15 protein-coding genes are annotated in these 14,633 nt (G+C 68.5%); 10 read left to right on the top strand and 5 right to left on the bottom strand.

Translation table 11 applies throughout. The annotated features are described in order from the left end of the window. Positions 1-48: 48 nt before the first annotated feature. The gene (locus tag OV287_RS55010; protein WP_267542108.1) at positions 49-1,014 is read right to left on the bottom strand and encodes a hypothetical protein; all 966 of its coding nucleotides are present in this window, start codon (positions 1,012-1,014) and stop codon (positions 49-51) included. A gap of 107 nt (positions 1,015-1,121) precedes the next feature. Beyond that, a complete protein-coding gene (locus tag OV287_RS55015) occupies positions 1,122-2,525 on the bottom strand; it encodes an MFS transporter (protein WP_267542109.1) in 1,404 nt (467 codons plus the stop codon). Between the two features lie 42 nt (positions 2,526-2,567). Here OV287_RS55015 and OV287_RS55020 point away from each other — a divergent pair, with 42 nt between their 5' ends. From OV287_RS55020 to OV287_RS55035, 4 genes are all read left to right on the top strand, one after another. Next, positions 2,568-3,461 carry a LysR family transcriptional regulator gene (locus OV287_RS55020; protein WP_267542110.1) on the top strand — a complete coding sequence of 298 codons (894 nt, stop codon included), beginning with the start codon at positions 2,568-2,570 and terminating at the stop codon, positions 3,459-3,461. 19 nt (positions 3,462-3,480) lie between these two features. Further along, the gene (locus tag OV287_RS55025) at positions 3,481-4,347 is read left to right on the top strand and encodes a hypothetical protein (RefSeq protein WP_267542111.1); all 867 of its coding nucleotides are present in this window, start codon (positions 3,481-3,483) and stop codon (positions 4,345-4,347) included. 64 nt (positions 4,348-4,411) lie between these two features. Beyond that, a complete protein-coding gene (locus tag OV287_RS55030) occupies positions 4,412-4,555 on the top strand; it encodes a hypothetical protein (RefSeq protein ID WP_267542112.1) in 144 nt (47 codons plus the stop codon). A 42-nt stretch (positions 4,556-4,597) separates the two neighbouring features. Beyond that, positions 4,598-5,785 (top strand): winged helix-turn-helix domain-containing protein, encoded by a 1,188-nt coding sequence (locus tag OV287_RS55035; protein WP_267542113.1) that lies wholly within the window; start codon positions 4,598-4,600, stop codon positions 5,783-5,785. A 20-nt stretch (positions 5,786-5,805) separates the two neighbouring features. Here OV287_RS55035 and OV287_RS55040 read toward each other — a convergent pair whose 3' ends face one another. After that, complete coding sequence (locus tag OV287_RS55040) at positions 5,806-6,840, bottom strand: Rpn family recombination-promoting nuclease/putative transposase (protein ID WP_267542114.1); 1,035 nt, start codon at positions 6,838-6,840, stop codon at positions 5,806-5,808. Positions 6,841-6,926: 86 nt separating this feature from the next. Between OV287_RS55040 and OV287_RS55045 the strand changes: the two genes are divergently transcribed. Genes OV287_RS55045 through OV287_RS55055 form a run of 3 tightly spaced genes read left to right on the top strand, consistent with a single transcriptional unit; the run spans position 6,927 to position 9,844 of the window. After that, positions 6,927-7,466 carry a GNAT family N-acetyltransferase gene (locus OV287_RS55045; protein WP_267542115.1) on the top strand — a complete coding sequence of 180 codons (540 nt, stop codon included), beginning with the start codon at positions 6,927-6,929 and terminating at the stop codon, positions 7,464-7,466. After that, positions 7,463-8,257, top strand: coding sequence for a zf-TFIIB domain-containing protein (locus OV287_RS55050; protein WP_267542116.1), 795 nt, complete (start codon positions 7,463-7,465; stop codon positions 8,255-8,257). The genes OV287_RS55045 and OV287_RS55050 overlap by 4 nt, the downstream gene beginning before the upstream one ends. 30 nt (positions 8,258-8,287) lie before the next feature. Further along, positions 8,288-9,844, top strand: coding sequence for an alpha/beta hydrolase-fold protein (locus tag OV287_RS55055; RefSeq protein ID WP_267542117.1), 1,557 nt, complete (start codon positions 8,288-8,290; stop codon positions 9,842-9,844). A gap of 72 nt (positions 9,845-9,916) precedes the next feature. Here OV287_RS55055 and OV287_RS55060 read toward each other — a convergent pair whose 3' ends face one another. Further along, the gene (locus OV287_RS55060) at positions 9,917-10,687 is read right to left on the bottom strand and encodes a tRNA1(Val) (adenine(37)-N6)-methyltransferase (RefSeq protein WP_267542118.1); all 771 of its coding nucleotides are present in this window, start codon (positions 10,685-10,687) and stop codon (positions 9,917-9,919) included. Positions 10,688-10,920: 233 nt separating this feature from the next. Here OV287_RS55060 and OV287_RS55065 point away from each other — a divergent pair, with 233 nt between their 5' ends. The 3 genes from OV287_RS55065 (at position 10,921) to OV287_RS55075 (ending at position 13,988) form a co-directional block, all read left to right on the top strand. Next, complete coding sequence (locus OV287_RS55065; RefSeq protein WP_267542119.1) at positions 10,921-11,433, top strand: hypothetical protein; 513 nt, start codon at positions 10,921-10,923, stop codon at positions 11,431-11,433. A 186-nt stretch (positions 11,434-11,619) separates the two neighbouring features. Next, positions 11,620-12,243 (top strand): DNA-binding transcriptional response regulator, encoded by a 624-nt coding sequence (locus tag OV287_RS55070; protein ID WP_267542120.1) that lies wholly within the window; start codon positions 11,620-11,622, stop codon positions 12,241-12,243. Between the two features lie 152 nt (positions 12,244-12,395). Further along, positions 12,396-13,988 carry a peptidoglycan DD-metalloendopeptidase family protein gene (locus tag OV287_RS55075; RefSeq protein ID WP_267542121.1) on the top strand — a complete coding sequence of 531 codons (1,593 nt, stop codon included), beginning with the start codon at positions 12,396-12,398 and terminating at the stop codon, positions 13,986-13,988. A 102-nt stretch (positions 13,989-14,090) separates the two neighbouring features. On the opposite strand, the gene OV287_RS55080 is transcribed toward OV287_RS55075, so the two are convergent. Continuing rightward, positions 14,091-14,630 carry a hypothetical protein gene (locus tag OV287_RS55080; protein WP_267542122.1) on the bottom strand — a complete coding sequence of 180 codons (540 nt, stop codon included), beginning with the start codon at positions 14,628-14,630 and terminating at the stop codon, positions 14,091-14,093. Positions 14,631-14,633 lie beyond the last annotated feature (3 nt).

Genomic DNA, 14,633 nt, shown 5'->3' on the forward strand with positions numbered 1-14,633 from the left:
ATTGGCCAGACACGGGGGCGCCGTGCACGCCCCTCGCATGAAGCCGCCCTACTTGCCGCGCTTCTTCACGGGCTTCTTGGCGCCGCGGCAGAGCGGATTCGGCTTCTTGTCCACGGCGTCGAGCTGGAACGAGCGGCGCCCGTTGCACGCAATGCGGAACTCGGGGTTCTCGTCCTTGGGGACGCGGAACGTCTTCGCCTTGGCGCCGCGCAGCAGCACGTGCTGCCACCACACCTTGGACTTGTCCTTCCCATACATGCCCGCGCCGCACTCCATGTAGGGTAGCCGGCCCAGCACCGGGGTGAAGGACGCGGCATGGACGCCCTCGACAAGCCGGGCGCCGAAGAAGATGCGGCCCTCGTAGCGGACGAAGCCGCAGCCGAGCTCCTCATACCCCTGCCCATCTCCGCGCGGCACGCCGACGAAGGCGGGCAGCTCGGAGCGCTCGGTGTGGTTGAGATAGAAGAAGCGCGCATCGCGCGGCCGGCAATCGGCGTCCACCTCGAAGGTCTCCGCGTCGGCCAGGTCCACGCGCGTGAGCACATCGGCGCGCTGGCCGGTGGGCTCGTTCACGTGGTCCTCCTCGCTCAGGGGCCGGCCCCAATAGACGCTGGTGGAGTAGCGGAAGAAGCCACAACCAATGGGGCGGAAGGAGTCCGGCGCGAAGGGCACCGGCGGGCGGTTCTTCAGGGGGCGTTGCAGCAGCAGGGTGCAGCCGCGGCGCACCCGGCGCCCATCGGCGTAGAAGCCCTGCCCGAGCGGCCGGAGCATGCCTTCGCCAGTGCCCACCTGCGTGTCACCACAGTGGGTGATCTCCGGCTCGACGGGCGCTGCGGGGGCAGGGGCGGACGTAGGCGCGGGAGCGGGAGTCGCGGCCTGGGTGGCGGGCTCCGGGGGGTGGGGGTCCGGGGTGCTCGCGTCCTGGGCGCGCGCGGCAGAGCCAGAGAGCAGCGCCCCGAGCAGGAACGCCAGGGGGGCCCCAAGCCGCTTCGATGAATGCCTCGTGCTTCCCATGGCGGCGCATCATGGCGCGTCTGGGGCCCGGGAGCGAAGAAACCCACTGTCCGGGAGATGCCGCCCGGGAGCCAGGAGGGGAGGCGAGCGGGAAGCCGGGAGCGGGCTCAGGGGGAGGCCTCCACCTCGGTGACGACGCGGCCGGGGGCGAAGAGGGCGAGCCCCAGGGCGGCGATGCCGGCGAGGGCGGCGATGAGGGCGAAGCGCACGGGGAAACCGCCGGGGACGAGCTCCAGGGCCGCGAGGGTAAAGGAGCCGCCGAGCATGCGGGTGGCGTAGATGGAGCTGGTGACCATGCCGCGGTGGTGCCAGGGGGCGCGCGTCTGGGGGCCGATCAGCGAGGTGGAGGCGGCGGGCCCGAGGCCCAGGCCCATCAACCCGAGGCTGACGAAGACGGCGGCGGTGCCCCAATCCAGAGAGACGCCGAGGGCGAGCAGGCAGGCGCCGAGCAGGGAGATGGCGAACCCGCCCCCGGCGCTGGCGCGGAGGCCGCCGCGCAGGAAGACGCGGACGCCGAAGGTGGAACCGAAGGCCCACCCGCCGAGCAGCGGCACCAGGGCGAGCCCAGACATGAGGGGGCTGTGGTCCCCGTGCTCGGTCATCCACAGGGGGACGAGGGCGATGGTGGTGTAGAGGAGGCCGCCGGCGAGCAGGCCGCCGAGCACGCCACAGAGGACGGTGCGGTCCCGCAGGAGGGGCAGGGGCATGAGGGGGGAGGGGGAGGAGCGCTGCTGGCGCACGACGGCGACGAGTCCCACGCAGGCGACAAGGGCGAAGGAGAGCCGGAGGCTGGAGGCACCACCGCGCTCGAGGGCGAAGAGGAGCAGTCCCAGGGAGGCACCGGTGAGGGCAGGCCCCCAGACGTCGACACGGGCGGAGGAGCGCGCGGGGTCGCGGTAGGAGGCGTGGAGCATGACGAGCGCGAGCAGGCCGACGGGGACGTTGACGAGGAAGGCCCAGCGCCAGGAGGCGTGCATGACGAGCCAGCCGCCGATGAGGGGGCCGATGACGTTGGCGGCGCCCCAGGCACCGGTGAAGAGGCCCTGGACGGCGGCGCGCTCGCGCAGGGTGTAGAGGTCGGCGCTGATGGTCATGGTGGTGGGCTGGAGCGCACCGGCGCCGAGCCCTTGCACCACGCGGAAGGCGATGAGGGCGGGGACGGAGTGGGCGACACCACAGAGGACGGAGCCGAGCAGGAAGAGGCCCATGCCGGCGGAGAAGACGGGCTTGCGGCCGAGGTGGTCGGCGAGCTTGCCGAAGAGGAGGACGCCGACAGTGGAGGCGAAGAGGTAGGAGGAGAAGACCCAGGAGTAGAGGTGCTGGCCGCCGAGCTCCCGGGTGAGGGTGGGCATGGCGCTGGTGACGACAGTGGCCTCGAAGGCGGAGACCACGAGGCCGAGCAGCACGGCGGTGGTGGCCAGGCGCCGGGCGGTGCCGGGGCGTGCGGCGGGCTGAAGCTCGGAGGAGACACTGGCGTCCATAACGCTAAGGAATAGCGGGCGGGGGGGCATGCGGAAACCGCATCCTGCGCATAGAGTGGATGCGGAAAGCGCATGAACACGGAACAGCTCAAGGCCTTCGTGCAGGTAGCGCGGGAGGGACGCCTCACGGTGGCGGCGAAGCAGTTGGGGGTGTCACAGCCCGGGCTGTCGAGACAGCTTCAAGCGCTGGAGACGGAGCTGGGGGTGCGGCTGCTGGTGAGGACCCCGGGAGGGGTGGTGCTGACGGACGCGGGGGAGCGGTTCCTGGCACACGCGAGGCGGGCGCTGGACGCACTGACGATAGGGACGGCGGAGCTGGGCGCGCTGACGACGACGCCGAGGGGCATGGCGTCGCTGGGGACACTGCACTCGGTGGGGACGTACCTGCTGCCGGAGCTGGTGCGGGCCTTCAAGGAGCGCTACCCGGAGGTGCTGCCGCGGCTGAGCGAGGGGACGCACGACATCCTGGAAGCACGGGTGGCGAGCGGCGAGTTGGACTTGTGCATCGTGAACCTGCCGATGAGGCGGGTGGACCTGGTGGCGCAGAAGCTGTGGGAGGAGGAGCTGGTGCTGGCGGTGCCACGGGGTCACCGGCTGACGAAGTTGAAGAGGCCGGTAGCGCTGACGGAGGTGGTGGAGGAGCCGTTGGTGGTGATTCCAGGCATGGCGGGCACGTACGCGCTGGAGGCGGCGTGCGAGGCGAGGGGAGTGAAGCCTCGGGTGGCGGTGGAGATGGACAACGCGGAGGGGCTGAGGCGGATGGTGGAGAAGGGCCTGGGCGTGGCGCTACTGCCGGGGCTGATGGCGCGAGACAACGCGTTGCGAGACTTCGACGTGGTGGAGGTGGCGAAGGGAGGCCCGAGGCGCCAGGTGGCACTGGTACACCGGGGCGAGGAGTACCTGACGGCGGCGGCGCGGGCGCTGAAGACGTTCATCGTGGACTCGCTGCGCCAGTCCAGCCCTTGATACAGACGAGAGCCCGAGCATGGACACGCCAACACCAGACACCCTCGAGAGCTTCCGGGAGCTGTACGAGCTGCTGACGGACTACGAGGGCTCCCACTGCTTCGAGGACGTGCTGCTGCCGGCCATCCCGCGCGCCGTGGAGCTACTCGAGCCACTCCAGCGCTACAGACACCGGCGGTCCGTGAAGGAACCGTCCGATGAGGAGCTCTGGACGCTCTTCGCGCTCTCGGTGGTGAATGATCACCTGCTGCTGCCGCTGCGTGTCTCTCGGCGGGAGTACCTGCGCTTCTTCGAGGCGCTCGGGTTCGAGCCCTTCGAGGGAGGACGGTTCAGCCCGGTACGGCATGAGATCGTCTCGGTGGGCAACTGGTTGAAGGCCACGGAAGGAATCCAGCTGGGGCAACGCTACTGGCCGGGGCTGCTGTTTGGAGAGCTGGTGTTCTCGCGCTCGGCGGTGGATGTGTTCTGCCATGCGGACTTTCGAATCCGGCAGGGAATCGCCGATCGCTCCCGGCTCTACTTCACCCACCAGCGAATGAGGCGGGACGTCGAGGACCTGTCACACGGATGGGGCTCGAACTCACGCTGGCGCACCTCGTTCCGGCTCGACTACGAGGAGCGCGAGCACGTCATCTTCAACGCGTTCGAGCGGTACGATCTGGCGGCTCCTTCCTGCCTGGAGAACGAGACGGGCGGGAGACAGGAATTGCCCATCGAGGCCCGGCGCGAGCTCCTCATGCATCGCTGCTTCGTGTCCTATGAGGGACCCTGGGACGACTGGCTTCCCTACCGCGACACGCTGGCCGTGCGCCGCTCGGACTCCCTCTGGCCGCTCGACGAGGGACAGCTCGTGCGCGTGAGCGACCTGGACACCACGCGGGAATGACCCACCACAAACCGCTGGGCCTGCCCGCTTACAAGACAGGTTCAACCGCCTAAGATGGAGCGTCATGAATTTCATCCTGCTCCATGCCGACATGGATGGCGGACTCGAAAACCCGCGCATCGCCATCGCCGCTGTCATCCTGGCCCTGGCCTTCCATGGCGCCTCGGTCCTCTGGCGTCGTGTCCGCCCCTCCGCGCCCCCCGCGTAACCAACGAGGCCGCCTCCGACGAGAGCAGCCCCTGCGATTCCCATGCCCAAGACAACCCTTCCTCCCGCGGTGACGCTGCCTCTCGATGAGGCACGCGCCTGGCTCGTCAGCCACCTCGGGCTCGCCACTCCCGCCTACCCCGAGGGCGCCAAGGGCGTGCGCGCGCTGCTGCGCCACCTGCGCCACATCCAATTGGATCCGCTCGACGTCATCGGCACCAACGCGGACCTGGTGGCGCTCGCGCGCGTGGACGGCATCTCCAAGGGGGACGTGTACCGCCACCTCTACCCCGGCCACGCCTTCGAGCACTGGGCCAAGGAGCGCTGCATCCTCCCCGCGAGCTCCTTTCCCCATTACCGCGAGCACTCGCTGGAGACTCCCTGGTGGCGCCTCGCCACGCGGCTGGAGCGCCTGCCCGAGAAGGTGCTGAGCGCTGTGCTGGAGGAGCTCGAGGCCCGTGGCCCTCTCACGGCCGCGGAGCTGACCGACCATGGCGCGGTGAAGCCGCTCGACTGGAGTGGGTGGAAGGGCACGAGCAAGGCCACGTCCATGGCACTCGAGGTGCTGTGGACGCGCTGTGAGATTGTCGTGTGCGGCCGTGGCCCCGGCGGTAAGCGCTACGACGTGCCGCACCGGGCCCTGCCGGATGTCGCGCGCGCCCACGCCGGCCACACAGGCGACGAGAGCTTCGCGCGTTGGGCCCTCGCCGAGCGAGTGGAGGCCGCGGGTCTGCTCTCCCGCGTAAGCGGCCCACATTGGTCCACGCTGTCGCCCGTGCGCACCTCCCCGCTGCCGGACACCCTGGTGCGCGAGGGCCTGCTAGAGGAAGTGGCGCTGCCCGGCTCTCCCCGGCGCTACCTGGCACCCACGGGCTTCCGCTCGCGGCCCGTGACGGCGCCGGACGAGCGCATGCGCATCCTGGGCCCGCTGGACCCGCTGCTATGGGACCGCGCGCTGGTGAATCAGCTCTTCGGCTTCGAGTACGTGTGGGAGGTGTACAAGCCCGAGGAGCAGCGCCGCTGGGGCTGGTACGTGTGCCCGCTGCTGCACCGGGGCCAGCTCGTGGGAAGGCTGGAAGCGCGGGTGCAGGAGGGCGTCCTGCGTGTGGAGAAGTTGTGGAGGGAGAAGGGCGTGAAGCTGGACGACGCGGCGCTCGACGAGGCCCTGGCGCGTCATGCCCGGGCATGCGGTGCGGTGAAGGTGCGCCGACCCCGAGCCCGGGTGGGCTGAGGCCCCTCGGGCTCCCGCGTCTACTGAGCGAGGTCGTCCAGGACTTCGGACAGGGTGGTGGCGTTCAGGGACCGGTCGAACCAGCGATCGAGCACGTCCAGGTCCGTGCAGGAGAGAATGCGCTGCCGGGCCTCCTGGTCGACCTGTACGCCCCGCGCAGTGAGGATCCGCAGGACATCCTCGGCACGCCCTCGGGTCAACCCCTCCTCCCGGCCCCGTTTCAGACCCTTTTCCAGCCCCATCTCCAGCCCTTGCTGGAGTCCGCGCTCGATGAGTTGCTCGCCATAGCTGCGCATCAGCTCCTCCGCTCGTTGCTTGCCCATCACCGAATGTAACACCCGTCTGGCCCCTTCATGGACGGCCTCGTTCCCCACCCACGTGAGGTAGCGGATGATCACCGCCAGATGCTCGGCCCCCTCGGGGCCCGCCTGCACCTGCGCGAGGAGCATGCCCCAGTCCGGCAGCCTCCGGGCCAGCTCCTCCGTCCGTCCATAGCGCAACACCAGCCAGGCCAGCCGGGCCAGGGGCGGACCCGAGCGCGCACTCAGCGCCTCTTCCCGCTCGGTCGTCAAGTCATCGAGCAGGTACTCGAAGCGCGGCACCAGCGCCCGCCACCGCTCCCGCTCCTCGCCCGGTAGCTCGAAGAGCTCCTCCACCCGGCGCGGTGCCGTCCAAGCCCCCTCCGGCCCGTGGTACATGACGAGCGGGATGATGAGCGGAAGCAGCTCTTGCTTCGGGTGCTCCTGGCGCCAGCGCTCCACCTGGCGCACCACGTAGCGCAGCATCCTCAGCGCCATCCACCGGTCCACATGGGACTGGTGCTCCAGCAACACATACAGCAGCAGCGACTGGCCCGAGCGCAGGCGCGCCGTGAAGAGCAAATCACTCTCGGTCTCCCTCAACTCCGGGTCCACCACACTGCCGGGCTCTCGCCGCAGAGACGTCCAGTCCACCTCGGAGACAACATGCGGGGGCAGGACAGCGCGTAATTCGGCGGCGGCCCGCTCGGGATGGCCAAAGGTGTAGCGGGCAAAGAGGTCATGCGGTCCAGACATGGTGAGCCGTGCCCAAGCATGGAGCGGGCCAGGGTGGGCCGGAGCCCCACTCACCTGCTAGGGTTGCCCGCCGCATGTGGCGCAAGATGGCTCCGAGGGGAGAGGTCCTGTTCGAGGTCGGAGAGCACCGGATTCGGCGGGTCTCCGAGGAGGACGCACCGCTCATCCGCGCGCTGGGCGAGCGCTGTCTGGAACACATCGAGCTCCACTACGGCTCGCCGCCCGACCCCGGGCAGATGATTCGTGAGCTGCTCACGGACCTGCCTCCGGGAAAGACGCTCGGCGACAAGTTCGGCATGGGTGTCTTCGATGGCGCGGACCGGCTGGTGGGAGCCATCGACGTCATCCGCGACTACCCGGAGCCGCGCGAGTGGTACCTGGGCCTGTTGGTGCTCGAGCCCAACCAGCGCAACCAGGGACTGGGCGCGAAGTTGATGGACGCGCTGACCTGGTGGCTGCTGCAGCGGGACGCGGCCTGGCTGCGCCTGGCGGTGTCCGAGCACAACGCCGCGGGCCAGCGCTTCTGGCGGCGCAGGGGCTTCCAGCCCGTGAAGCAGGTGCTCGCCGAGTTTGGCAACAAGAAGAGTGTCTTCCACGTCATGCGTCGCGCACTGGAGGTGCAATGAAGTGTCCGGAGTGCAAGGGGCAGATGGCCGAGCAGTCCTTCGAGGCCCGCGATGGACGGCAGGTGACGCTGGACGTGTGCCACACCTGCCGTGGTCTGTGGTTCGACACCCATGAGAGCCTTCAGCTCTCCCCGAGTGGAACCCTGCGGCTCTTCCGCGAGCTGTACGAACGGAGCGGCGAGCGCCGTCACCGAGACCACCGCCCACTGTCCTGCCCGCGCTGCGACTCGAAGCTGGAGATGGCGCATGACATGGCGCGCAACAACCGCTTCCAGTACTCGCGCTGTACGCAGCAGCACGGGCACTTCATCACCTTCTTCCAGTTCCTGCGTGAGAAGGGCATCGCCCGCGACCTCACGCCCCGGGAACTCACCGAGCTGCGCAAGCACGTGGACACGCTCCTGTGCTCCGACTGTGGTGAGCCCGTCCGGCTGGCGAACCTGACGGCCTGCGTGCGCTGCCAGGCGCCCCTCTCGCTCCTGGACCCAGAGTGCGTGGAGAACACGGTGCGCGGCGCGCAGAAGCCAGACGGCTCGCGCAGGGACGTGGCACCCGAGGTGGCCGCCCGGCTGCTGATGAGCGAGCTGAAGCTGAGTGGATTCAACCCCAGGCCCCAGCCCCGAGACAAACCCGAGCACCGCTCGAACGCCATTCCACCCGTCACCCTCAACACCTCGGATTCACGCATCACGGACAAGCTGAGGCATGCGGACGACGCCGTGGACCTGATCGAACTGGGCATCTGGGCGGTCGGCGGCAGCCTGAGAGCCCTGGCCAGATTCTTCTTCTGACGTTCCCCACCCACTGTACCCCCCACGAACATGGCGCACCCACACCCCACGCGGCTCCCGCTTCTCCTCCTGCTCACGCTGACGGCCCTGGCCGGCTGCGATCCCAAACCCCAGCCGCCTCCCGAACAGAACTACTCCGATGTGCAGTTCGACGTGACGGTGCCGCTGGAGACGCCAGTGGACGCCACGCTGCTGCTCATGGGCGAGGATCCGGCCTTCAAGGGCCCCACGGGGGAGGGCCTGGAGCTCACCTTCCAGGGAGGCACCACCTTCTCGGTCAAGGCGCGGATGCCCAAGAACCAGGAGCTCACCTACCGCATCCGGATGACGGCGCCGGATGCGCACGTGGCGCTCGACGCAGCGGGAGCGGCGGTGCCCGCGCAGACCCTCACAGCGCACGAGAACGAGGAGAACGCGAGCTTCAGCGTGGAGCGCTGGGGCCCCGAGGGTGGCACCACCCAACCGCAGACGGCCTTCGTGGTCGCGGTCCCGGAGACGACTCCGCCGGGCGACAGCATCTGGCTGTCCGGCAACCACGAGAAGCTGGGCAACTGGAACGGGGCGGGCGTGAAGCTCTACAAGGCGGTGAACAGCAGCTACGCCACGGTGCTCTCCTTTGACCCGAACACGTCGCTCGAGTTCAAGGCGACGCGCGGCTCCTGGGAGACGGTGGAGCAGACGGCTGGAGGCGTGGATGTCCCCAACCACACCCACAAGACCGGGAGCGGCTTCAGCCGCGTCACCATCACCGTGGGCGGGTGGAGGGTCTACGTGCCGCCCGTGCCGGTGCTCACCGGCAACATCAAGTACCTGCGCGACGTGACGCCCACCAACACGCTGCTGAAGAAGCGTGACGTCATCATCTGGCTGCCGCCGGACTACGACACGAACACCACGCGCCGCTACCCGGTGCTGTACATGCATGACGGGCAGAACCTGATGGACGCCACCACGGCCTTCGCTGGCGAGTGGGGCGTGGACGAGACGGCCCAGCAGCTCGTCGAGACCAACAAGGTGGAGCCGCTCATCATCGTGGGCATCTACAACACCTCGGACCGAGGCCCCGAGTACACGCAGGTGCCGGACGAGACTCAAACCGAGGTGGACGGGAAGAACGGCGGCCGGGCGGACCTGTACGGCCAGTTCATCTTCGAGGAGCTGAAGCCGCGCATCGACAGCGAGTACCGCACGAAGCCGGAGGCGGAGTTCACGGGCATGGCGGGCTCGTCGCTGGGCGGCCTGGTGACGATGTACCTGGGCACGAAGCACTCGGACAAGTTCACCCGGGCGGGAGTCATCTCTCCCTCGGTGTTCTGGGGCCAGAACGACATCCTCACGAAGGTGGACGCGCTGTCCGCGAAGCCGCCGCTGCGCATCTGGCTGGACATCGGCACCGAGGAGGGGGGCAGCGGCCAGGAGACGGTGGAGACCACGCGGCTGTTGCGCGACGAGCTGGTGGGCGAGGGATGGGTGCTCGACAACGACCTGAAGTACACCGAGGTGGCGGGCGGCGGGCATAACGAGGCCTCGTGGGCCGCGCGCTTCGGGGACATCCTCAAGTACCTGTATCCCCCCGTCTCACCGTGAGGAACTCCTCTCCCTCTCCCCCCGGGAGAGGGTCGGGGTGAGGGTATCCGTCCCCGTCCTCCCCTCCGTGACTCAGCCCTGGGGAGGGCGCTCGGCGAGGGGTGGCTCCATGAGAGAGGCCACCTCGGGCGAATAACCACCAGGGCCCTCGCCATGAGCAATGAGCGGCGGGCGCACAGCAAGCCCCCGCTGCCTGTCGCGCACCGCGTGCACCAGGAAGCGCGTGGCGGGAGCCTCCACCCGGGCGTGCACGAAGCGCAGGGCCACCGGGTACAGCTTCGCCGCCACGAGCAGACCGAGCACCTCGGCCACCCGTGCCGCCGGGTAGACGAGGCTCACCCGTCCCCCTGGAGACAGCGCGTGCCGGGCAGCCGCCACCACCGAAGGCGCATCACACGCCAGCTCCTGCTTGGACAGGGCGCGCTCCTCATCCGGGCTGCGCACGCCCGCCTGCACGGGGCGGAAGGGTGGGTTGGACACCACGTGCGCATAAGCGCCCGGGGCGAACAGCGAGCGCGCCTCGCGCAAGTCTCCGAGCAGAGGCCGCACCCGTCCCTCACAGGCGTTGAGCGCCACGGCGCGCACCAGCCGCGCATGCACCTCGGGCTGCAGCTCCAGCGCGTCCACCGGCCCGAGGCCGAACTGGCACGCCAACAAGAAGGACACCACGCCACTGCCCGCGCCGAGCTCCAGCAAGGGGCCTCCGGAGTCCCGGCCCTCGGTGGCCGCGAAGGCCGCGAGCAGCACCGCGTCCAGCGTGAAGCGGTAGCCGCTCCGGCGCTGCAACAACTTCACGCCCGCGGTACCAATGGAGTCGAGCGTCTCGTCCGAAGCGGGCGTCACCGGCGCACCATCACCTCGCGCAAGGGCTTCTTCTGGAGGTCCGGCACCTTGGCGCCCTCGGCGGGGTAGTCGAGGGGAACGAAGGAATGGCGCTTCTCGCTCAAAACGGGCTCCGGGAAGTGTCGGGCAGAGGGCCCTCACTCTATCCGGCTGTCCAGAAGCATGGGGTCAGGGCGCTCTTCCGGGGCACCTGGGGTGGCATCACGGGAGGAGATGCACAGCGTGCGTGCCTCATGAGACATGTCTCCCTTCCTGTCGTACTCCTGGCCCTGGCGTCCAGCGGCTGTGGCGCCGACCCGGAGCCGTGTATCGACGGCTGCCCCGACATCTCCGGGGTGTACTCCGTGAAGAGCGCCACTCCCATGGGACAGTGTCCCTTCAGCCCCTATCTGCTCGCACCCACCGTGCAGCTACAGCAGACGGATGAGGGGCGGAGAGCGCTCTTCCACGTCATCGACCCGACGACGCAGCTCGAGGTGCCCCTGGCGGGTGACGTCTACGCCCCGGGTCCCAAGGATGGCTCGGAGGTGCTCGGCTCGTTCCGGATCGACTCCTTCGTGGTGCGCTCCACCAACCAGTCGGACGAGCGGTCGCGACTGCTGAACCTGAGCGCCTCGGGCGCGGTGTCGCTGCACGAGGGCCGCCGGGTGCTGACGGCAACGCTGAGCACCACGGACATCACAGCCGAGTCCAACTCGGACAGGGGTTGCAGCATCACGCTCTCCATTACAGGTGAAGGAGACTGAGCCCCACTCCTCCTCCCCCTGGGAGAGGCTCCCCCCTCGCCAAGGGGGCAAGCTCCCCGGGGTGAGGGGAGGTGGTGGCGCCCCAGGTACCCAGCCGAGGAGCCGAGCGGACCTTCGTCCGCCTTGCCCACTCACAGAATGGTCGCCCCTGGTGGACCCGGGTAGACTGGCCCTGAGGACACCCCCATGGCGAACAGCAGCACCCCGCCGGCCCTACTTCCGTGGCAACCCACGCACCCCTTCTGGATGATTGGCTCTCAGGAGGGAGCGCACGGGCCAGGTGTCCGCTCATCCGCGCAGGGTGGGCTCAAGACGGACGGACAGGCGCCCCAGCGCATCCTGGTCGTCGACGATGATCCCGCCATCCTCAACGTCTGGCGCCGGGTGCTCGGACAGCGCTCACGCCCCTCGTCCCTGGACAACCTCGAGAAGAAGCTCTTCGGGGCCAACCCGCCCGCCTCGTCCCCCGACGTGGGCTTCTCCATCGACACCGCCTCGCAGGGGATGGAGGGCTACCAGAAGGTCATCAGCGCCCTGGAGGAGGGGCGGCCCTACACCTTCGCCATCGTGGACATGCGGATGCCGCCGGGCTGGGATGGGCTGGAAACCATTATCCACATGTTGGAAAAGGATCCCCGGTTGGAGGTGGCCATCTGCAGCGCCTTCTCGGACATCACCCGAGAGGAAGTGGCTCAGCGCGTTGGCCGGGCGGACCTGCAGTGGCTCCGCAAGCCCTTCGACCTCGAGGTCGCCCGGGAGATGGCGCGCAAGCTGAGCGATCACGGCATCCAGCGGCGCCACAGCCGCTGAACCCCCGCTGACCACGCCGTCACCAGGACGAGGACCCGCCCCCACTCGGGGAGCGGTGGCCCTCCTTTTCCCAAGAACCACGCAACTCCGGAGAAACAAAATAGATAATACGGGAAATGTTTCCCACCCCATTTCCCTTGAGGAGAGCGTCCATGAGGCCTGCACCCCACCACCCCCGAGTGCTCGGAGGCCTGTTGGCCGTCGCGCTGACGAGCTGGACGGCCTGTGGACCGCTGACGCCAGTGGAGGAGGAGTCCCCGCGGCAGGAGAGCCAATCCGCCCTGACGGCGTCGGACTGCTTCGACTGGCCCATGGCGGGCGTGCAGGGCTCGGAGACGGTGCCCGGCTACAACGTCCGGGTGATGCAGAACTACGCCAACCGGGGAGGGGCCAGTTGGTACAACAACCGGGCCCACTCGGGCGTGGACCTGGCACTCAACAGTGGCAGCACGGCGGGAGCGCCCGTGTACGCAGTGGCGGACGGGGTGGTGCGCTGCGTGGTGAACGCCAACTACCCGGGCTGGGTGGTGGTCATCGAGCACACGCTCGGCACCGGCGCCAAGGTGTACACACAGTACGGCCACATGAACGCGCCCACGGTGGCCACCGGCGCCACGGTGACGAGGGGCCAGCAGATTGCCACCATCCTCAACCAGTCGACCAACTCACACCTGCACTTCGAGGTGCGTGACTGGCTCTACTGGGGCGGCGTGACGAGCAACTGCTACGGGCCCGGATACGCCGAGGGCACCTACCAGCCGGAGCAGCAGGGCTGGAGGGATCCCATCGACTACTACTACCAGCACCGCCCCGCGTTCCCCGCGCTCGCCGTCTCCGACATCAGCCAGGCCGTGCGCAGCGCGCCCAACCGCTCCGCCTCCACCCTCACCACCATCCCGGCCGGGACGCGCCTCACGGTGGACTCGGTGATGCCGGCCCAGGACGGCCAGGATGACTGGTGGTACCGCGTGCAGTACGACGGGGTGAACTGGGGCTACATGGCCGGGTACTGGGATACGGGCTGGGGTGGGGATCTCTACATGACCGAGCCCCGCCGCTCCTGCACCAGCTCCTTCAACGGCTCCGAGGTGCAGGAGACCGCCAGCTCCGTGCCCGCCTCCCTCGCCCCGAGTGCCACCGCCAGCGTCACCGTGCGCGTGAAGAACACGGGCACCACCACCTGGAAGAAGTCCTCCCTCCACCGGCTGGGCGCACTGGCCTCCAACTCCATCTCCTGGGTCGCCTTCAGCTCCTGCGGCGGTTATGCCAACAGCGCCACCGATGCCCGCGTCGAGCTCTGCAATGACGTGGCCCCGGGTGCCACGCACGACTTCACCTTCTCGGTGCGCGCGCCCTCCAGCGGCTCCTCCACCACGCTCGCCGTCCAGATGGTCCAGGACGGCGTCCAGTGGTTCGGCGAGCAGCAGTCCTGGAACATCTCCGTCTCCGGTACCACCTCCGTCCCCGCCCAGGTCACCGGCATGTCCCCGGATGGCTACGCCAACATGGGCAGCGGCTCCGTGACCCTCTCCTGGAATCCTTCCTCCGGTGCCACCTCGTATGAGGTGTACATGCAGTATTGGACTGGCACTCAGTGGGTTTATTACAACACCTTCACTACCACCACGACGTCGCTCACGATGACGCCCACCGTCCGTAGCAGCACGTATACCTATACGGTGAAGGCCAAGAACTCCGCGGGTCAGGCTCCTCAGTCCGCCTGGGCCTACTTCCAGTACCAGTGAGCCGTACCTCTGGTTGGGGCGATGATACCTCCAAAAGTGGAGACGCATCACGCGCCTGGGGCGGGTCAGCGATGGAACTGACCCGACCCCAAGGCCTGTTTGTCACGGGTTATGTGAAACAGTCACAGGGAACTGGAGGAGCTGGGCGACAACCTGCGTCGGCGCGCCAACAGGCGCGAGGTCGACAGGCTCCTGGAGCTGGTAGACGCTGCCCTGCGGCGGATACGCGGTGAAGTGACTGTTGAGCAGCTTGCCCGTCTTCGTGTTCGACAGCACGAGGGGAGGGCCGCCGCCCGGCGGCTTTTCGATCGTCGCCTTGAAATCCCAAAAGATCGTATGCCTGAAGGTCGGCGGGAGATTTCCAGTAACCTCGAGCAGGCCGAGCGGCGTAACGTCGATATCGGCCAGACTCAGGGTGACCTTGCCAACCACGGGGCTGTCGGCCGACACCTCGAAGCCGAGCATCTTCAACTTGACGCCACCCAAACCGGCACCGAGGTTGGCCTCCACCCTCTCCTTGAATCCTCCCTTGAAGTCCAACGTGATGACCCCGAGAACGTTCACCATGAGCGGAACGTTGACCGCGTAGCAGCTCATCGGGATTTCCAAACCAATTGGCGGAATCAAACCACCCATCGACATCTG

The organism is Archangium lansingense, from assembly GCF_026626635.1.
Taxonomy (GTDB): Bacteria; Myxococcota; Myxococcia; order Myxococcales; family Myxococcaceae; genus Archangium; species Archangium lansingense.